This window comes from Roseimaritima sediminicola (assembly GCF_009618275.1).
Classification (GTDB): domain Bacteria; phylum Planctomycetota; class Planctomycetia; order Pirellulales; family Pirellulaceae; genus Roseimaritima; species Roseimaritima sediminicola.
In genome coordinates this window covers 41095-56064 of record NZ_WIAD01000006.1, presented here as the reverse complement: position 1 = coordinate 56064, position 14970 = coordinate 41095, and the positions used below count along the sequence as shown (strand labels likewise).

At 62.0% G+C, this 14970-nt stretch carries 14 protein-coding genes; 10 read left to right on the top strand and 4 right to left on the bottom strand.

Annotated elements, in window-relative coordinates; all coding sequences use genetic code 11:
- Positions 1-312: 312 nt before the first annotated feature.
- Positions 313-681 carry a 30S ribosomal protein S12 gene (rpsL, locus tag GE027_RS05290; protein ID WP_153556143.1) on the top strand — a complete coding sequence of 123 codons (369 nt, stop codon included), beginning with the start codon at positions 313-315 and terminating at the stop codon, positions 679-681.
- Positions 682-746: 65 nt separating this feature from the next.
- Complete coding sequence (gene rpsG, locus GE027_RS05285) at positions 747-1217, top strand: 30S ribosomal protein S7 (RefSeq protein WP_153556142.1); 471 nt, start codon at positions 747-749, stop codon at positions 1215-1217.
- 285 nt (positions 1218-1502) lie between these two features.
- Here the strand turns inward: rpsG and GE027_RS05280 are convergent, their stop codons facing one another.
- On the bottom strand, positions 1503-2999 hold the full coding sequence (locus GE027_RS05280; RefSeq protein ID WP_153556141.1) for a Mur ligase family protein: 1497 nt from the start codon (positions 2997-2999) through the stop codon (positions 1503-1505).
- 311 nt (positions 3000-3310) lie between these two features.
- Here GE027_RS05280 and GE027_RS05275 point away from each other — a divergent pair, with 311 nt between their 5' ends.
- The 4 genes from GE027_RS05275 (at position 3311) to GE027_RS05260 (ending at position 6458) form a co-directional block, all read left to right on the top strand.
- Positions 3311-4033 (top strand): PTS sugar transporter subunit IIA, encoded by a 723-nt coding sequence (locus tag GE027_RS05275; protein WP_153556140.1) that lies wholly within the window; start codon positions 3311-3313, stop codon positions 4031-4033.
- The gene (locus GE027_RS05270; RefSeq protein WP_153556139.1) at positions 4030-4794 is read left to right on the top strand and encodes a hypothetical protein; all 765 of its coding nucleotides are present in this window, start codon (positions 4030-4032) and stop codon (positions 4792-4794) included. Before GE027_RS05275 ends, GE027_RS05270 begins: the two co-directional genes overlap by 4 nt.
- An 18-nt stretch (positions 4795-4812) precedes the next feature.
- Positions 4813-5355: an NADPH-dependent FMN reductase gene (locus GE027_RS05265; RefSeq protein ID WP_153556138.1), complete on the top strand. Its 543-nt coding sequence runs from the start codon at positions 4813-4815 to the stop codon at positions 5353-5355.
- Between the two features lie 110 nt (positions 5356-5465).
- Complete coding sequence (locus tag GE027_RS05260) at positions 5466-6458, top strand: AAA family ATPase (protein ID WP_153556137.1); 993 nt, start codon at positions 5466-5468, stop codon at positions 6456-6458.
- Here the strand turns inward: GE027_RS05260 and GE027_RS05255 are convergent.
- A complete protein-coding gene (locus GE027_RS05255; protein ID WP_153556136.1) occupies positions 6455-7966 on the bottom strand; it encodes a sodium/glutamate symporter family protein in 1512 nt (503 codons plus the stop codon). The two genes, GE027_RS05260 and GE027_RS05255, sit on opposite strands and share 4 nt — an antisense overlap.
- Positions 7967-8202: 236 nt before the next feature.
- Between GE027_RS05255 and GE027_RS05250 the strand changes: the two genes are divergently transcribed.
- Complete coding sequence (locus GE027_RS05250; protein WP_153556135.1) at positions 8203-9354, top strand: hypothetical protein; 1152 nt, start codon at positions 8203-8205, stop codon at positions 9352-9354.
- On the opposite strand, the gene GE027_RS05245 is transcribed toward GE027_RS05250, so the two are convergent.
- Positions 9240-9851: a methylated-DNA--[protein]-cysteine S-methyltransferase gene (locus tag GE027_RS05245; protein ID WP_153556134.1), complete on the bottom strand. Its 612-nt coding sequence runs from the start codon at positions 9849-9851 to the stop codon at positions 9240-9242. The two genes, GE027_RS05250 and GE027_RS05245, sit on opposite strands and share 115 nt — an antisense overlap.
- Before the next feature lie 170 nt (positions 9852-10021).
- Here GE027_RS05245 and GE027_RS05240 point away from each other — a divergent pair, with 170 nt between their 5' ends.
- The gene (locus tag GE027_RS05240; protein WP_153556133.1) at positions 10022-10765 is read left to right on the top strand and encodes a hypothetical protein; all 744 of its coding nucleotides are present in this window, start codon (positions 10022-10024) and stop codon (positions 10763-10765) included.
- 657 nt (positions 10766-11422) lie between these two features.
- Here the strand turns inward: GE027_RS05240 and GE027_RS05235 are convergent.
- On the bottom strand, positions 11423-11764 hold the full coding sequence (locus GE027_RS05235; protein WP_153556132.1) for a histidine triad nucleotide-binding protein: 342 nt from the start codon (positions 11762-11764) through the stop codon (positions 11423-11425).
- A gap of 34 nt (positions 11765-11798) precedes the next feature.
- Here GE027_RS05235 and GE027_RS05230 point away from each other — a divergent pair, with 34 nt between their 5' ends.
- On the top strand, positions 11799-13301 hold the full coding sequence (locus GE027_RS05230; RefSeq protein WP_202617333.1) for a hypothetical protein: 1503 nt from the start codon (positions 11799-11801) through the stop codon (positions 13299-13301).
- Between the two features lie 162 nt (positions 13302-13463).
- Entirely contained in the window at positions 13464-14591 is a 1128-nt protein-coding gene (locus GE027_RS05225; RefSeq protein WP_153556131.1) for a hypothetical protein, read from the top strand.
- Positions 14592-14970: the final 379 nt, after the last annotated feature.

Sequence of the window (14970 nt, the reverse complement as noted above, 5' to 3'; positions counted from 1 at the left end):
CCTTGGCTGGTAGGGGCGAGCGGTGCGTGGGGGGTGAGCAAACGCAAAAACTCAGTCCCGCGTTCCGATTCGCCGCTTGGATCTTCCCGCACAGGTGTACCGCAAGGGGATCGCCGAAAACAAGAGAGAAAAAGCCGCGGATTGAGGGGCAATTGCCGTTACGCAATTGCCCCACGCTCGCTACACTGTCGCCGACAGCCCTTGACAGGGGACTGTCAGGGGCGATACTTGCCCGCTTACGTTTTGCATGTCAAACCAGCCTAGTGCCCCAACGGCTGGACGCGTTCAGTCGCAATTCAACGAAATTAGCCGATGCCCACTATCAACCAACTGGTTCGTAAATCCCGTAAACGCCAGCGAAAAATGACCAAATCGCCGGTGTTGGAGAAATGTCCGCAGAAGCAAGGCGTGTGCTTGCAGGTGCGTACGATGACGCCCAAAAAGCCGAACTCGGCACTGCGAAAAATTACGCGTGTTCGGTTGAGCAACGGCAAAGAAGTCACCGTGTACATCCCCGGCGAAGGCCACAACCTGCAGGAACACTCGATCGTGCTGGTTCGCGGCGGTCGTGTCCGTGACCTTCCGGGTGTGCGTTACCAGGTCGTCCGCGGTTCGCGTGACACGCTGGGCGTGGACAACCGCAAGCAGGCTCGCAGCCGCTACGGTGCCAAGAAGGGCTAAGCAGCCGCTTCGAGAATTCGAACAACACTTCAACACAATACAATTTTCGCGTTAGAGACCGCTCTATGGGACGTATCACTGCCAGCCGTTCGCACTTCAAGCCCGACCCGCGGTTCAATTCCGCGCTGGCTAGCAAGTTCATCAACTGCCTGATGCAGGACGGCAAGAAAACCGTCGCGCAAAACGTGTTCTACGACGCCCTGGAAGAGATCGGACGTCGGCTGCCCGATGCCGAACCGATCGAAGTGTTCGAAGAGGCGATCGAGAACGTCAAACCGTTCGTCGAAGTTCGCAGCAAACGCGTCGGCGGTGCCAGCTACCAGGTCCCGATGCAGGTCAACCGCACGCGTCAGCAAAGCTTGGCCATCCGCTGGGTGCTCGGCGCGATCCGCGACAAAAAGGGCCGCCCGACCCACCTGAAATTAGCCGACGAAGTCCTGGCCGCCTACAAGAAGGAAGGCGTCGCCTACACCAAGCGGGAAAACACCCACCGCATGGCGGACGCCAACAAAGCGTTCTCGCACTTCGCCTGGTAACACGCAATCGACTGGCAACCGCCGGTCGGAAGCGTCCCATCAAAACGACGAAAAAACCCTGGCTGCACAGCCAGGGTTTTTTTGTGGTTTTTCACGGCTGATCAAATGAACCGCGGGGCGCGGGGACGGCGGTTGGGGGTTTCCGGATCCTGCGGTGCGAAAATGCGCGGCTCGCGGCCGTCGATCTATTCAGCCGCCCAAGGCGAACGGCCTCGGTTTGGTCACCCAAAAAACCGGGGCTATCGCCCAAACGGCTCACATAAGCCGCGAAACGCGCGGCTGGGGCTACGCTACCGGGAAGGGGATCGTCGCGGGCATGACCGCTCGCGGGGTGGCGGGCCGCTCCTGAGCCTCTTCGACCAGCCGGCGATCGGCTTCGATCGTGCTGCGGTGCGCGTGCGGACTGTCGCTGGCATAACCGCCGGCGATCAAGATCGTGTCTTCGGGGGCCGCGTGGGCCACGGCCCACTCGATCGCGCGTTGGCGGTCGGCGATCAGACGCGGTTCGGCCGGCCGACGGACTCCGTCCAACATCGCGTGCGAGGTGGCCAAGAAGGCTTCCTTACCGCCGGCTCCGCTGGTGTAGATGGCTCGATCGGCAAAGCGTTCGGCCGCCGCGCCGAGGTTCGCATGCTGCACGTCCTCGGCTCGCTCGTCGGCGGCGACGACGCACCACAGTCGTCCGCCCTGGCGTTCCCGCCGCAACGTCCGCAACGTTTCGCTCAATCGCCCTGGGGTATCGGCTGAATCCAGTACCACCGCGGCGGTGTCGTAACCGGTAATACGATCCATGCGCCCCGGAATCTGCTTGACCGATACGACCGCTTCGATCGCTCGTGGCAGGTCCAGCTCGGCCAGCATCCCCACGGCGACGGCGGCCAATTGGTTGGAGGCCATGGCCGGACCGGTCAACTGGGTTTCCATCGCGGCCGTGGTATCGCCGGCGGTGATCAGCAGGGTCGTCTGACCGGCCACCTGCTCGAACACCTTGGCGCTGATGTCGGCCTGCTTGCGCAGTCCGTAAGTCAATCGCCGCACCCCGGCATCGGTCACCATCCGCACCGCTTGCGGACTGTCGGCCGAAACCACGACCATGCCCTCGGGGTTCAAATGATCCAAGGCCGTTTGCAACTGATGCGGTCCGAATTCGCCGGTGCGTCCGGGGTTACCGGTGATGACCAACAGATCCAACTGCAGCGGTTCCAGGCAGTGGTTGGCCAGCATCCGCTCGTTCAATTCCAGAACGGCCGTTTCGCAGCCGCAGTCGCGGGTATCAGCCAACCACTGCGATTGTCCGATAGGATCGTTGACCGCATGGCCGGGCGTCACTTGCAGGACGCCATCGCAGGTCCCCAGGTCCGTGTTGTAAGCGGTGCGGATTCCAGCGGCTCGCAAGGCCGCGGCGACCAACAACGCGGTCGTCGTCTTTCCGGCTGGTCCGATCACGCCCACGGTGTAGACGTCGCGGGTCGGGCGTCCGGCCAACGCATCGGCCACCAAAGCCGTCGCGGCCAGGGCGTCCGGCACCACGCACTGGGGCAGGGGACAGGGCAATAGTTGCTCGCACAGGATGCCCGCCGCGCCACGAGCCAAAGCTTCGGCGATCGCTTGCTGGGGGTCCGCCGTGGCACAGTCGACGACGATTAAATCACCACGCCGACAAGCGGCGGAATCAACCGCCAAGCGAGAGACTTGGATGTCCTGGGCACCGATGAATCGGGCTTCAGGAAACAATTCTCGAAGACTTGCGGGACGCAGCTCGCTTGCATCGATTCCAACCATGTCCGGCCTCCTTGCCGCAGATGTGGTAGGGCTATCCTGGGAAAAAGACTCGCGTTGCACAGCGTGGATTCGTCCTGAATCCGCTGGCCTGGGTGGCGAGCGAGAACGATTGTCACCGTTCCCAAGATTTGGTCAAGTCGAAAAAGCCGCCGACCGGGAAAGTCCAGAGGGTGCTAGCAAAAGTGTCCCCGCCGGGGTGAACCCTGGACAGCTGCCAGAGAGCGTGCCACGATGCGGTTTATTCGTTGACGAAGCGGGCTTTTGCGAGCCCTGCTAGCATCCTCCTTACCGAGCTTCAAAAGAGTTTTTCGATGGACGATTTTGACGTCGGACATTTGGCCGCGTTCCTGCGATTGACGCCCGACCAAGTGATCAAACTGGCTGAACGCGGCAAATTACCCGGTCGTCGGGTCCAGAACGAATGGCGTTTTTCCGAAGCGGAGATCCATCATTACATGGAACAACGCATCGGCCGCAGCGACGAAGAACAACTGGGCGACGTCGAAGAGATGCTGTGGGAAACCAAAACGGTCCAGGAACCGATCGGCCGGATCGTGGACCTGTGTCCGCTGGAAGCCATCGCGGTGCCCCTGAACGCCCGGACCCGCGGCTCGGTGATCCGTTCGATGGCCGATTTGGCGGCGACCACGGGGTTGCTGTGGGATGCCCCGGCCATGGCCGAAGCGGTCCGGCAACGTGAAGAATTGCATCCCACGGCCCTGGACTGTGGGGTGGCGCTGTTGCACCCGCGGCGGCCGCAAACCTCGATCCTGGCGCAATCCTTGATGGCCGTGGGGGTGTGCCCGGCGCCGATCCCGTTCTCCGATCGCGGCCATTTGACCGACGTCTTCTTCTTGCTGTGCAGCTACGACGACCGGGCGCACCTGAAGATCCTGGCCAGGCTCAGCCGGCTGCTGTCCGGCGGCGAGATGGTAACGAACATCCGCGAGGCCGGTTCGCCGGCCGAAGTCCGCGAGGCACTGGAACGCGCCGAAACCGAACTCGAGGATGCGGAACTCGAGGACGAAGCATGAGCGACCATCGGCCGCGGACGGTGCTGTGGATCGGCAGACCTACCGAGCCCGAGATGCGTGAAGCGTTTGCCTACTGCCAGCGTCACGCGGCCCAGGTGGCCCTGCGCGAGGACCTTCCAGCCGCCTTGGACCATCCGGCCGAGGCGGTCACGCACGTGATCCTCGCCCGCGACCGCCGCCGGTTGGTTCCCCAGACGCTGCTGGACACGTTCGCCCAGCGGTATCCCGATGCGCAGCGGATCTTGATCGAGGGCAGCGGTGCCCAAGGCGAACAGCGGACCGGCCAACCGTGGCCGGATTGGCAGCGCACCGCCTGGCACGCTTGGAATCAGATCCTTCCCGAATCCTTCCAGCCGCTGCCGCAAGCAATCGCGGCGGTGAGTGGTTTGACGCTCGTCGTGGCGGCGACCGAATCCCAGGCGGCCGCGCTGCTGGATGTGCTGGACGGCTGCGGCGCCGCGGCGTTGTGGCAGCCCACCGCTTCGGCCCGGCGTCTGCGACAGGTCGGCCGGGTGCTGTGGGATGATTCGGCCGCGCCGGCCTGTTCCCCGCGGTGTTGGCGCGAGCGGCTGGACGGCTTGGCCACAGCCGAACCGCATCGACACGCTTGGTTGGTGAATTACCCGCGTCTGGAACAGATCGACGCGGCGCATCGGGGCGGCCTGGATGTGGTGCTGAGCAAACCCTATCGTCGCGACGCCATTTTGCGTTTTCTGTGCGACCAGAGCGTCCCGTCCAGCTCAACCTTCCTTTCCGTTTAACCTTGCAAGAGCAGCCTCATGATTCTCGTCATCAGTTCCAGTTTGCACCCCAACAGCCGCAGTCGATTGTTGGCGTTCGCGGCGTGCGAGCGACTGAAAAAGATGGACCGTCCTTTTGAACTGCTGGATCTGGTGGAACGTCCCTTGCCGTTTTGCGATGGCCACTCGGCCTATGGGCAACCGGGCGTTGCCGAGGCGATCGATCAAGTCCAACGCGCCTCGGCCGTGCTGTTGGCGTCGCCGGTCTATAATTTCGACGTCAACGCCGCGGCGAAGAACCTGGTCGAGCTGACCGGACGCGCCTGGAACGATAAGGTTGTGGGCATGTTGTTGGCCGCCGGTGGGCGGGGCAGTTACATGTCGGCGATGGGGCTGGCCAACAGCCTGATGTTGGATTTTCGTTGCCTGGTGGTGCCGCGTTTCGTGTACGCTGTGGGCGACGCTTTCGACGACGGTCAAATCACCGACGAGACGGCGTTGGTTCGCGTGGACCAATTGGTCGAAGAGACGCTTCGCATCAGCGACGCGGTGCGACCGGCCGATACGAACCCCGCCTCCTGAACCCCCGCCTCCTGAACTCGCGCCTTCTTGAAATCCCGACTCGTCCTGCACGGCCGCTTCCTACCGCCCTGCCCAGGACGTCTTCCCCGACGCACCCCCTTGCCGAATCCATGAGCGACGTCGATCCCCAATTGCTGGAGCAGTTTCAATCCTTTCGCGGCGACTTCCGACGTCTGCAGGAGGAGGTCGGCCGGGTGATCGTCGGACAACGTGAAACGGTCGACAGCGTCCTGATCGCCCTCGTCGCCGGCGGCCACGTCCTGCTCGAAGGCGTTCCCGGCCTGGGCAAGACGTTGTTGGTTCGCACTCTGTCTGACGCCTTGGATTCGCGGTTCTCGCGCATCCAGTTCACGCCGGACCTGATGCCGGCGGACCTGTTGGGCACGAACGTCTTGGCCGAAGCGGCCGATGGATCGAAAAAGTTCCAGTTCGAACGCGGGCCGATTTTCGCAAACGTCGTGCTGGCCGATGAGATCAACCGGGCCACGCCCAAGACGCAGTCCGCGCTGCTCGAAGCGATGCAGGAACACAGCGTCACCGTGGGCGGTATCTCGCATGCCTTGGACGGATTGTTTTTCGTGTTGGCCACGCAGAACCCGCTGGAAATGGAGGGCACCTATCCGTTGCCCGAAGCCCAGTTGGACCGTTTTCTGTTTAAGTTGATCGTGCCTTTTCCGACGACCGACGAGATGGAAACGATCATGGATCGCACGACCGAGAGCGATTCGGTAGCGGCCAAGAAGATTTTGCCGCAGGCCCGCGTGTTGGAAATGAATCGGTTGGCTCGCAAGATCCCGATCGCCGATTCGATCCGCCGCTATGCGATCGAGGTCGTGATGGGATCCCACCCCGAGCATGCGTTGGCGACGCCGATGGTCCAGCGTTTTGTCCGCTACGGCAGCAGTCCGCGCGGCGCTCAGGCGGTGATCCTGGCCGCCAAGATCCACGCCGCCCTCGACGGACGTTTCCATGTGGCTCGCGAAGACATCCGCACCGTGGCCCATCAAGCCCTGCGGCACCGGATCATGTTGAACTTCGAAGGCCAGGCCGAAGGCGTTTCCACCGACGCCGTCATCGACGAGTTGCTGGCCAGAGAAGCCTAGCCGCCCCCTTCCTCTCGGCGTCTCAGCCCCACCCCAACACCGATCAGGACCAACAGCACGCTCGTCAGAACCAGCGTCACCACGGCACTCGAAGCATGGGGCAGGACCAGCAGCGGCAGGGCGATCGTCAACATACCGCCGCCGATGAACGGGGCCGACAGCGGGGCGGCCAACGCATACACCTCGCCGGCGCCGCTGCGGAGGTTCGGATCCACGACGCGCAGCAGCACGAAGCCGGTCGCCGTGGTGCCGGTGGACATCCCGTAATTAATTAATCCCAACGGAAACCACAGGCCGCTCGGCAGGATCAGGCGCGACAGTCCCAGCAGACAGAACGACGCCCACACCGCGCCGCCGAGGAACAAACAGGTAAACGGCACCCACAACGCGGCGACGGCCGTCAGGTTCAGCGTCGCCACGGCGGCGACCACCAACACATCCATGGCGGCCGCGACCAACCGAGCGATGGTGTGGGGATCGATGCGACGACCCTGCCCGCTCCACTGCAGAACGGACCGCACGATCGCGCCGCCAAACAAGGTGTAGATGAACAGCGGAAAACTGCCCAGCACCCCGCCCACGCTCATCCGCTCGCGCAGCGCCGACCTACCGACGTCCTGTTCTGCAGTCGCCGCATCGAAGCCGGCGCCGCGCCACTCGTCCAGCTGTAGGCCGCCCAGACGCACCCCTTCCTGCAGCGCCAGGCCGATCCCAAATGCCAACATCAGCCACATGGCTTGCAAGAGCAGCGGATCCAGAACGTTGCCGTCCAGGCGAGCGGTTCCCAGTGGCGGGCCGGTTGCCGGCGGGGAACTGGCATCGGATTCGGTATCGGATTTGGCTGCGGCAAGCGGTCGATCCTCCGGCGTGTACCACCCCATCCAGATTGCCAGGTTGATCCAGACGATGCCCGAAACCAACCCAAACGCCAGCCCGGCAGTGGCCATCAACAGCCCCAGATCCAGCCCGGCATCCAAGTCGATACTGGGATGTTCGAACACGATCCCCATCGCCGCGGCCGTACCATGACCGCCGGCAAAGCCGGTTTCGATCAGCATCCCGGTGGCGCTGGGCAGGTTATACAACGGTTGAATGATCAACCAAGTGATCCACATGCCCACGGTGGTCTGGCCCAGCACGATGATCCACACCATCAAACCTTCGCGGCCCACGCGTTTCAATTCGCCGCGGTCCCGCCCGCCGCCGGCCGTTCGCGGGGGACGTGCCAGCAGCAGGCCGGCGAACACGACCGCGATCAGGACGCCCGGCCAGGCCTGCAGCGTGTCGCTCCAGCGCGTCGTGGTTTCCATCCAGCGAGCCGCCGCGGGCCACAGCCCAGGCCGCGGGGCCGTGCCTCCCAGCCAAGCGGGCAACTGCAACACCACCAAGCCGATCCCGCCGGCCAGCAGCGAAGCGGGTATCCGGACGGCAGCGAACAGCGGCACCGCTGCGCGCAGCAACAGCGCCAGCAGCAACCACACGGCAACCAGCAGGATGGCGGCGATCATGACAGCAAGCAGCCTTCTGAAGAGGGGGAAGGGACAGTTCGTACGCGTGTTTCAAAATGCGTCAAACGCTGCGTCGCAGATCAAATTGCTCTAGCGACCCGAACGCACAGTCGATAATTAGAGATTGGAGACAGTCGGGCCTTGCCCCGTACAACCCGGGCCAGCCCGGCCGTCCAATGGTTTGCATCCCGCCACGCCCCCGCGGCGCGGCTCACCCCAATCAGGGAGGGAAGGCAATGATTCGACGACCGCGGCTGAGCGTCTTGCTCCGCGTCGCCATTATTGCAGGTGTTGGTGTCGGTCTTAACCCGGTCGCAGCGGAGCCCCCGCCCGAGACCCGCGCGACGGCGGCCGGCGTGCCTGCGACCCACACGCCCGAGGGTTTGCTTCAACAGTCCGGACTGGCTCGCTTTCGCCTGATCCTCGGACGCCTGCAGCTGGATCCGGCGCGGCACCGCAAAGGGACCAAGGAAGCCACTCGGTCCCAGCCGTACCCGTTGACCGAAACCCTGACCGTCAGCAGCCAGTCGGGGATCGCGTCGCTGCACTACACCTTCCATAGCGACCGCCAGCACGCCGTCGTCGATGTCGTCGACATCCTGCAGGTGCGGATCGTCTCGGAACGAAAGGATCTGCGCCAGCGGCTGACGCTCGAGCAACCACCGGAAGGCCCGCTGCGGATCCGAGTGGAATCGATGGCGTCGTCGGCAACAATCGATGACCCGCCCTCGCTGCTAACGCCCTCGTTCCTGACGCCCCGGTCTTCGTTCTCGACGGCTCGGTCTTCGTTCTCGACGGCCCCGCCAGCGGCGGCCCCGGCCTCGCTGTCCACGCCCAGTCTGCTTCATCTGCAGAGCAGCCACCCGCGGCTCTTCGCCGGCCATCTCGGCGAACTGCTGCCGTACTTGCTCAGCACACCGACGGTCAGCGAATTGAATCGAGCGGCGCAGCGGCAACTGTTAGCGACCGCCGACCGGGAACCGCTGCCGACGCTCGGCGAAGTCGAAGCGTGTGTCGAGCGGTTGGCCGCCCCGCAGCGACGGATCCGTGTGGCGGCCGAGCGAGAGCTGCTCGCTTGGGGCCTACCCGTGCTCCGGCACCTGGACCGCCTGGACGAGACGCTGTGGGATTCCGAACAGCGCAGCCGCATCCGCCGCGTTCGCTGGACGCTGCAGCCGCGCCGAGCCGATACGCCGCAGAGTCTTGTGCATTGGCTGGCCACCGACCCCGAGTACTGGAACCTGGTCGCCGCCGACTGGTCGCACGAGAAGCGTCACCGCGGCGACATCGTTCTGCGGCGGGTGTGCGGCACCGGACTGGACGTCGACGTGCTGGCCGCGGCCGAACCGATCCGCGTGGCCGAAGCCGCCGCGACGCGTTCGCGGTAACCGTCCCGCTCCAGCGCCAGCAGCCACTGCTTGGTGTCCAGACCGCCGGGAGCGCTATAGCCGCGCAGCCCCGACCGGCTGACCACGCGGTGGCAGGGGATGATCACGGGCACGCGGTTGCGGGCCATCGCGCTGCCGACGGCCCGCATCGCTTTGGCTCGTCCCGCCGCCGCAGCCAATTCACCGTAGGTGACGGTCTGGCCGCAGGGTATGGCTCGGCAGGCGGCGTAGACCGAAGCCAGAAAAGGTGTCCAGCCGGCGGGATCGATCACGATGGCATCCAGCGGACCGCTATCGCCATCGGTGAAGTAGGACTGCAAGGCCTCGTCCAGCCGCTTGGCTTCGTCGGTCCCGGGGCGGTCTGCCGCCCCTTGGGCTTCCTCCCGTGGCTGCCAGTTCAATTGCCAAAGGCCGTCGGGCGTCCAGACCGAGTACAGCGGACCGAGCGGGCTGGTGTGAACGCTTTGGTCAACAATCGGAGGCTGGACGCTTGGCATGTGGATCGATCGGGGGCTAGAACAAACGGGACCGGGCGACCGCACCCCCTGATGGAGCCGTACAATCCATCCGGCTGGTTGGCCGCCCAAGCGCCTCCGACTTATACTGAATCCGGGGACGCCACGGCATGCGGACCACCACCTACAGGGTATCCATCCGGAGATTGTGAATGGAAGGCTACGGCGCCTTTAGCGACGATTTTTATTTGAACATGAACCTGGGCACCGAGATGGATCTGCCCCAGAATCGCGAGACGGTTCTGCATCACTTCGAACAGCTCAAGCGGCGGTTTGCGAACATGCAGAACTTTTATTCTCGCGAAGCGAACGAGTTCGTGTTGGAAGAGGAGAAGGAGCACGGGGCGTACCGGTGGACTTCGATCGAGCAGCGTCGGGTGAACAGCGGGGCGGTCAACCCAGCCAACTTCGACGCCGCTCTGGAGCTGCACCGCAGCGTCCTGGAACTGGTTCCCTACACGCTGTCGATCAGCCCGCTGGACTGCGAATCGCTCAGCGTGATGATGGGCTTTGACTTTAATTTTCGCGGCGACCAAAACGCCGTGATGACCGAAGCTCTGGGAGTGATTCCCGGTTTCGAGAAGATGCTGGAAATTCCCAACAGCCGCGTGCTGTGCAACGAACCGTCGTTGCAGTTCGCGCTGGACGACGATTGCCGAACACAGTGCCGCATCGGTTTCGAGACTCGCACGACGGCCTACCACGTGCGGACGCAGGAGTTCCCCGACGACCAGTTGAGCGTCTACCTGACGGTGCGGCGATTCGATTCTTTGTCGTCGGACGAGAACTACGCCGCCGAGTTCGAACGTCTGGCGGGCTTGTGTCGCGAGATCGCCGACGGGTACCTGGTCACCAATATCCTCCGTCCCCTGCAGCAAGCCATCGCGCTGAAATAAACGAGCCGGAGAAGGTTTTTAAATTTGAGATCTGAGATTTGAGATCTGAGATTTGCTGACTCTAACGGATTCTATGTATGGCTCAGAGCGGTACAAGGCAATGTTTTCTCCCCTCTCCCCCGCTGCGCCGCGAGCGTCAGCGAGTGAAGCAGTGGTGGGAGAGGGGTCGGGGGTGAGGGGGCTCGGGTGCAACGCAATGACTGTTTGCGTACGCCTTTCCGAGTCCCGCACCGCATCGAGGTACGGCCATGGTGCTGCTGCGCTGCATTCCCCCTCACCCCCAACCCCTCTCCCCCGAAGCCTGACTCGCTTAGGCTCGCCAGGCTTCGGGGGAGAGGGGAGAAAGCGATTCTTCTCATACATAGATTCCGTTAGAGTCAGGAGATTTGAGATTTGAGATTCGCTGACTCTTTTGGCGGAGCTGGACTCGAGCGAATCGTCGTGCTGGGACCACTAAGCACGTCGCAACATTTCATTCGGCTTTACCCTCCCGCTGCGCGGGAGGGTGTTGTCGCGGGGTTTCACCGAAAAATTCATGCCGACGTGCTTAATCAGCACTGATCGAACACTAATCTCAGCGGGTTTCAGCAGAGAATTCTGATTCGTGTTCGATTAGCGGAGATTAGTGGTTAAACATTCTGTTCGGCGTTTGCTGCTCTACCCCGGCGGCCACTGCATCGCACGGCCGCCCAGCAGATGGAAATGCAGGTGATCGACGGCTTGGCCGCCCTCCTTGCCGCAATTGGTGACCAATCGATAACCGCTGTCCAGCCCCAGGTCCGCAGCCACTTTGGCGGCCGTCAGCAACAGATGGCCAGCCAACGCCTGGTGCTCCTCTTCCAGCTCCGACAGCGAGCGGATCGGCTCCTTGGGTATAATCAGCACGTGCGTGGGCGCCTGGGGATCGATGTCGCGGAACGCTAGACACTGGTCGTCCTCGTAAACGATCTCGGCGGGCACCTCACGGCGGATGATCTTACTGAAAATGGTTTCGGACATCGGCTGCAATCGTGGTTGATGGAAAGGAAGCGGAATGAGCAATCTCCAGCGCCGTGGCTGCGGCTTCTCGGCCAGCAGCGCCACCGGCCTCCGGCGCTACGGCTGGTGGCTGCGGATCGCGATCGGTTGCACCGTGATTTTAACGGCTGGCGTCGCTTCGAGTCAGGCACCGCCATCAACGCCTCAGGCATCGCCGCCATCGGAGGCCTTTACGGCGTACCGCGTGGAGATCGTCGATGCGGAAAACGGTTGGCCGGTGCCACTGGTGGAATTAAAAACCACTTCGAGCGTTCGCTTTGTCAGCGACAACGCGGGCGTGATCGCCGTGGACGATCCCTCGCTGCTGAACCAGCCCGTGTGGTTTTCTGTTTCCAGTCACGGCTACGAGGTACCGGCCGACGGGTTTGGGTTTCGCGGCGTGCGTTTGACTCCTCGAGCCGGCGAGTCGCATACCCTAGAAGTTCAGCGGACGAGCATCGCCAAACGCGTGGGCCGACTGACCGGCAGCGGCCTATTTGCTGAGAGCCAGAAACTGGGTGAGCAGACCGAGTGGCGCGATGCCCCGCTGGTTGGCTGTGACAGCGTCCAAAACGCGGTGTTTCGGAACCGGCTGTTCTGGCTGTGGGGCGATACGACGTTGGCCCGGTACCCGCTGGGCGTGTTCGACATGACCGCGGCGACGACCACACTCGAACCGTTTGCTACCGACGAACCGCCGCTGCGTCCGCGTTTCGACCACTTCCTCGACGCCGCAGGTCGCCCGCGCGGTGTGGCCGACATGCCGGGCGACGGCCCCACGTGGTTGACCGGCGTCGTCGCGTTGTCCACCCGCGACGGCGACGAAAAGCTGGTAGCCTGCTACCGCAAGATCGCTGGACACCTGGAGGTTTACGAAGCCGGACAGTGCGTTTGGAACGAGTCCGAGCAGCGTTTCGAACACCTGCAAACACTGTGGCGGCGAGAGGACGACGAGCCGCTGCCTGCGGCGCTACGAGAAGGCCATCCGGTACGGTGGACCGATCCCGAAGGCCAGCGGTGGATTCTCGTCGGCAACCCGCTGCCGCACGCCCGCGTCCCGGATCAATTCCAAGCCTGGAAAGAGCTCGACCAGTGGCAGGCGTTGAAACCGCAGGCATCCCTGCCAGCGGCCGGAGAAGATCGCCGCATCGTCCCCCACTCGGGATCCATTGCCTGGAACGCGTACCGGAAACGTTGGGTCACCGTCTTCATGGAAAAATTCGGCAGCCCGTCGGCCTTCGGCACGCTGTGGTACGCCGAAGCCGACCAGCCCACCGGACCTTGGGGGCCGGCCGTGGAAATCCTTTCGCACGACAACTACACCTTCTACAACCCGCGAATCCACAGCGAACTGGCTCGGCAAGACAGTCCCATTTTGCTGTTCGAGGGAACGTACACGGCCGAGTTCACCGATCACGCGATTCCCACACCGCGTTACAACTACAACCAGATCCTGTATCGCCTAGACCTGGACGACCCGGCGCTGGCCGCAGCGGTGGATGCTCTAGAGTCGCGGTAAATCCTGCGCAAAAAATAAACCAACTTTTTTCTTGCCCCCCCCCTTTCTCTTCCGGTACACTCCGTTGGTTTTGGTCATGTAATCGACCCACCAATTTCACAGTAACATTGCCGACCGATAATGCATATTGCTCGGAGCAATGATTCGAAAGGGAGGATCATCGTGGCATCCAGGAATCTTGTCGTTTCGGCCACCATTCTGGCATTTCTACTTCCTCCCTTCATCTTTCTTAGGGGGTCTGTCACTTGGGCCGAAGACGTCGTGAACGCAGGAGAAGTCGTTCTAGTCGAACGCCGGCCGATGGAGTTTTTCGGTCGCCTGCACATTCCTCCCCAAACCGATGGAGCGAGCAAGAACGTCGCGTTCCGATTAATCAATTCCGAAAACAACCGCGAATTAAAACTTGGAAAACCAAACGCCACTTGTGGTTGCGTTCGGGTTGAAGTCTCAGCCGTTGAGATTCCTCCCGGCAGGTCCGTAGACGCATTGCTTTCCGTAAATATCCAAGCCCAGGGGGCCCAGCCAGTTTGGAGGCAAAAGTTATTCTTCGAAGGCGAAGGGCCCAGCCAGGCTTACGTTGAGATTGAAGTGGTTTCGGAAATGGCGGGATTTCTTGCGTTTCAGGAGCCAGATTTCTTGGTGGAAATTGCTGGTGAGTCAGCCCGCAGCTCCAATCGCAACACATCAAATATTACCAAGACGCTAGCTTTTACCGCGACCCGCCCAATTGCCACCGAAAAACTGACTTTAAGAGTGGAACCTTCACACATCGGGATCAAGACTCTGCTGCGACGAACATCCGATACTGGCGGCGAGGCAATGCTTCGCCTGACCCCCAACGAGTTCGGAGACGAACCACTGAATGTATCCTGCACGCTGGAGGACGAATCAAGCGGAAAATCGACCATCATCCGAGGCGTCATAGCACGTCGACCTGCAATCAGCGTATTTCCGTCCACGATTCGTTTCATCCGAGAAAAAAACGGAAAGCTGGCAGGCAATGCTGTGGTCACGAAGTTCGAAGACAACAAAAAAGAAAGCACACCAAACACATCTCCGGCTTTTATTCAGGCCCAAATTTCTGGCCTGCCATTAAAAGTCGACGTGACGCAAGCGGGCGGCACGCTTGCTCGAGTTAAACTGGAAATCCCAGAGGATCACGAAAAGAGTTTCGATGATGAAAACAAAAAATCGATAAAATGGGACATCGTCTGGGGAGACGAGCGTGGGGCCCCGCGATCAAGAATACTGATCAGCGATAGCGACCTAAACTGGATCGGTGAGCAGTGATTCCGAGACCCGTCAACGTTGGAACGTGCAGATGTTGTCTTTAACTACATGGAGATCGAGTAATGCGAAGACTTTCGTTAGGTGTCATGGCTTTTACTGTGATCACGTTCGTCCTGTCCTGCGACGTCAAGGCTCAGCAATGCTGGGACATCGAGCAAGAGGCGACTCCATACAGCGTCAATCTCGGCGACAGCAACGGGGGCCCATACGAGGGAACAACGCGAGCACCCCCTGAGTCGTCCGTCTATTGCCTAATCCAGCGTGATTGCGACAGCGGCTGTGCCGTCTATCCTGGAGTGAATCGATGCCAAAATGGTGCGTCGGACATCTTTCTTGACCCAGACTCAAGGGATGCAGCGAAACGATACGACGAGGTTGG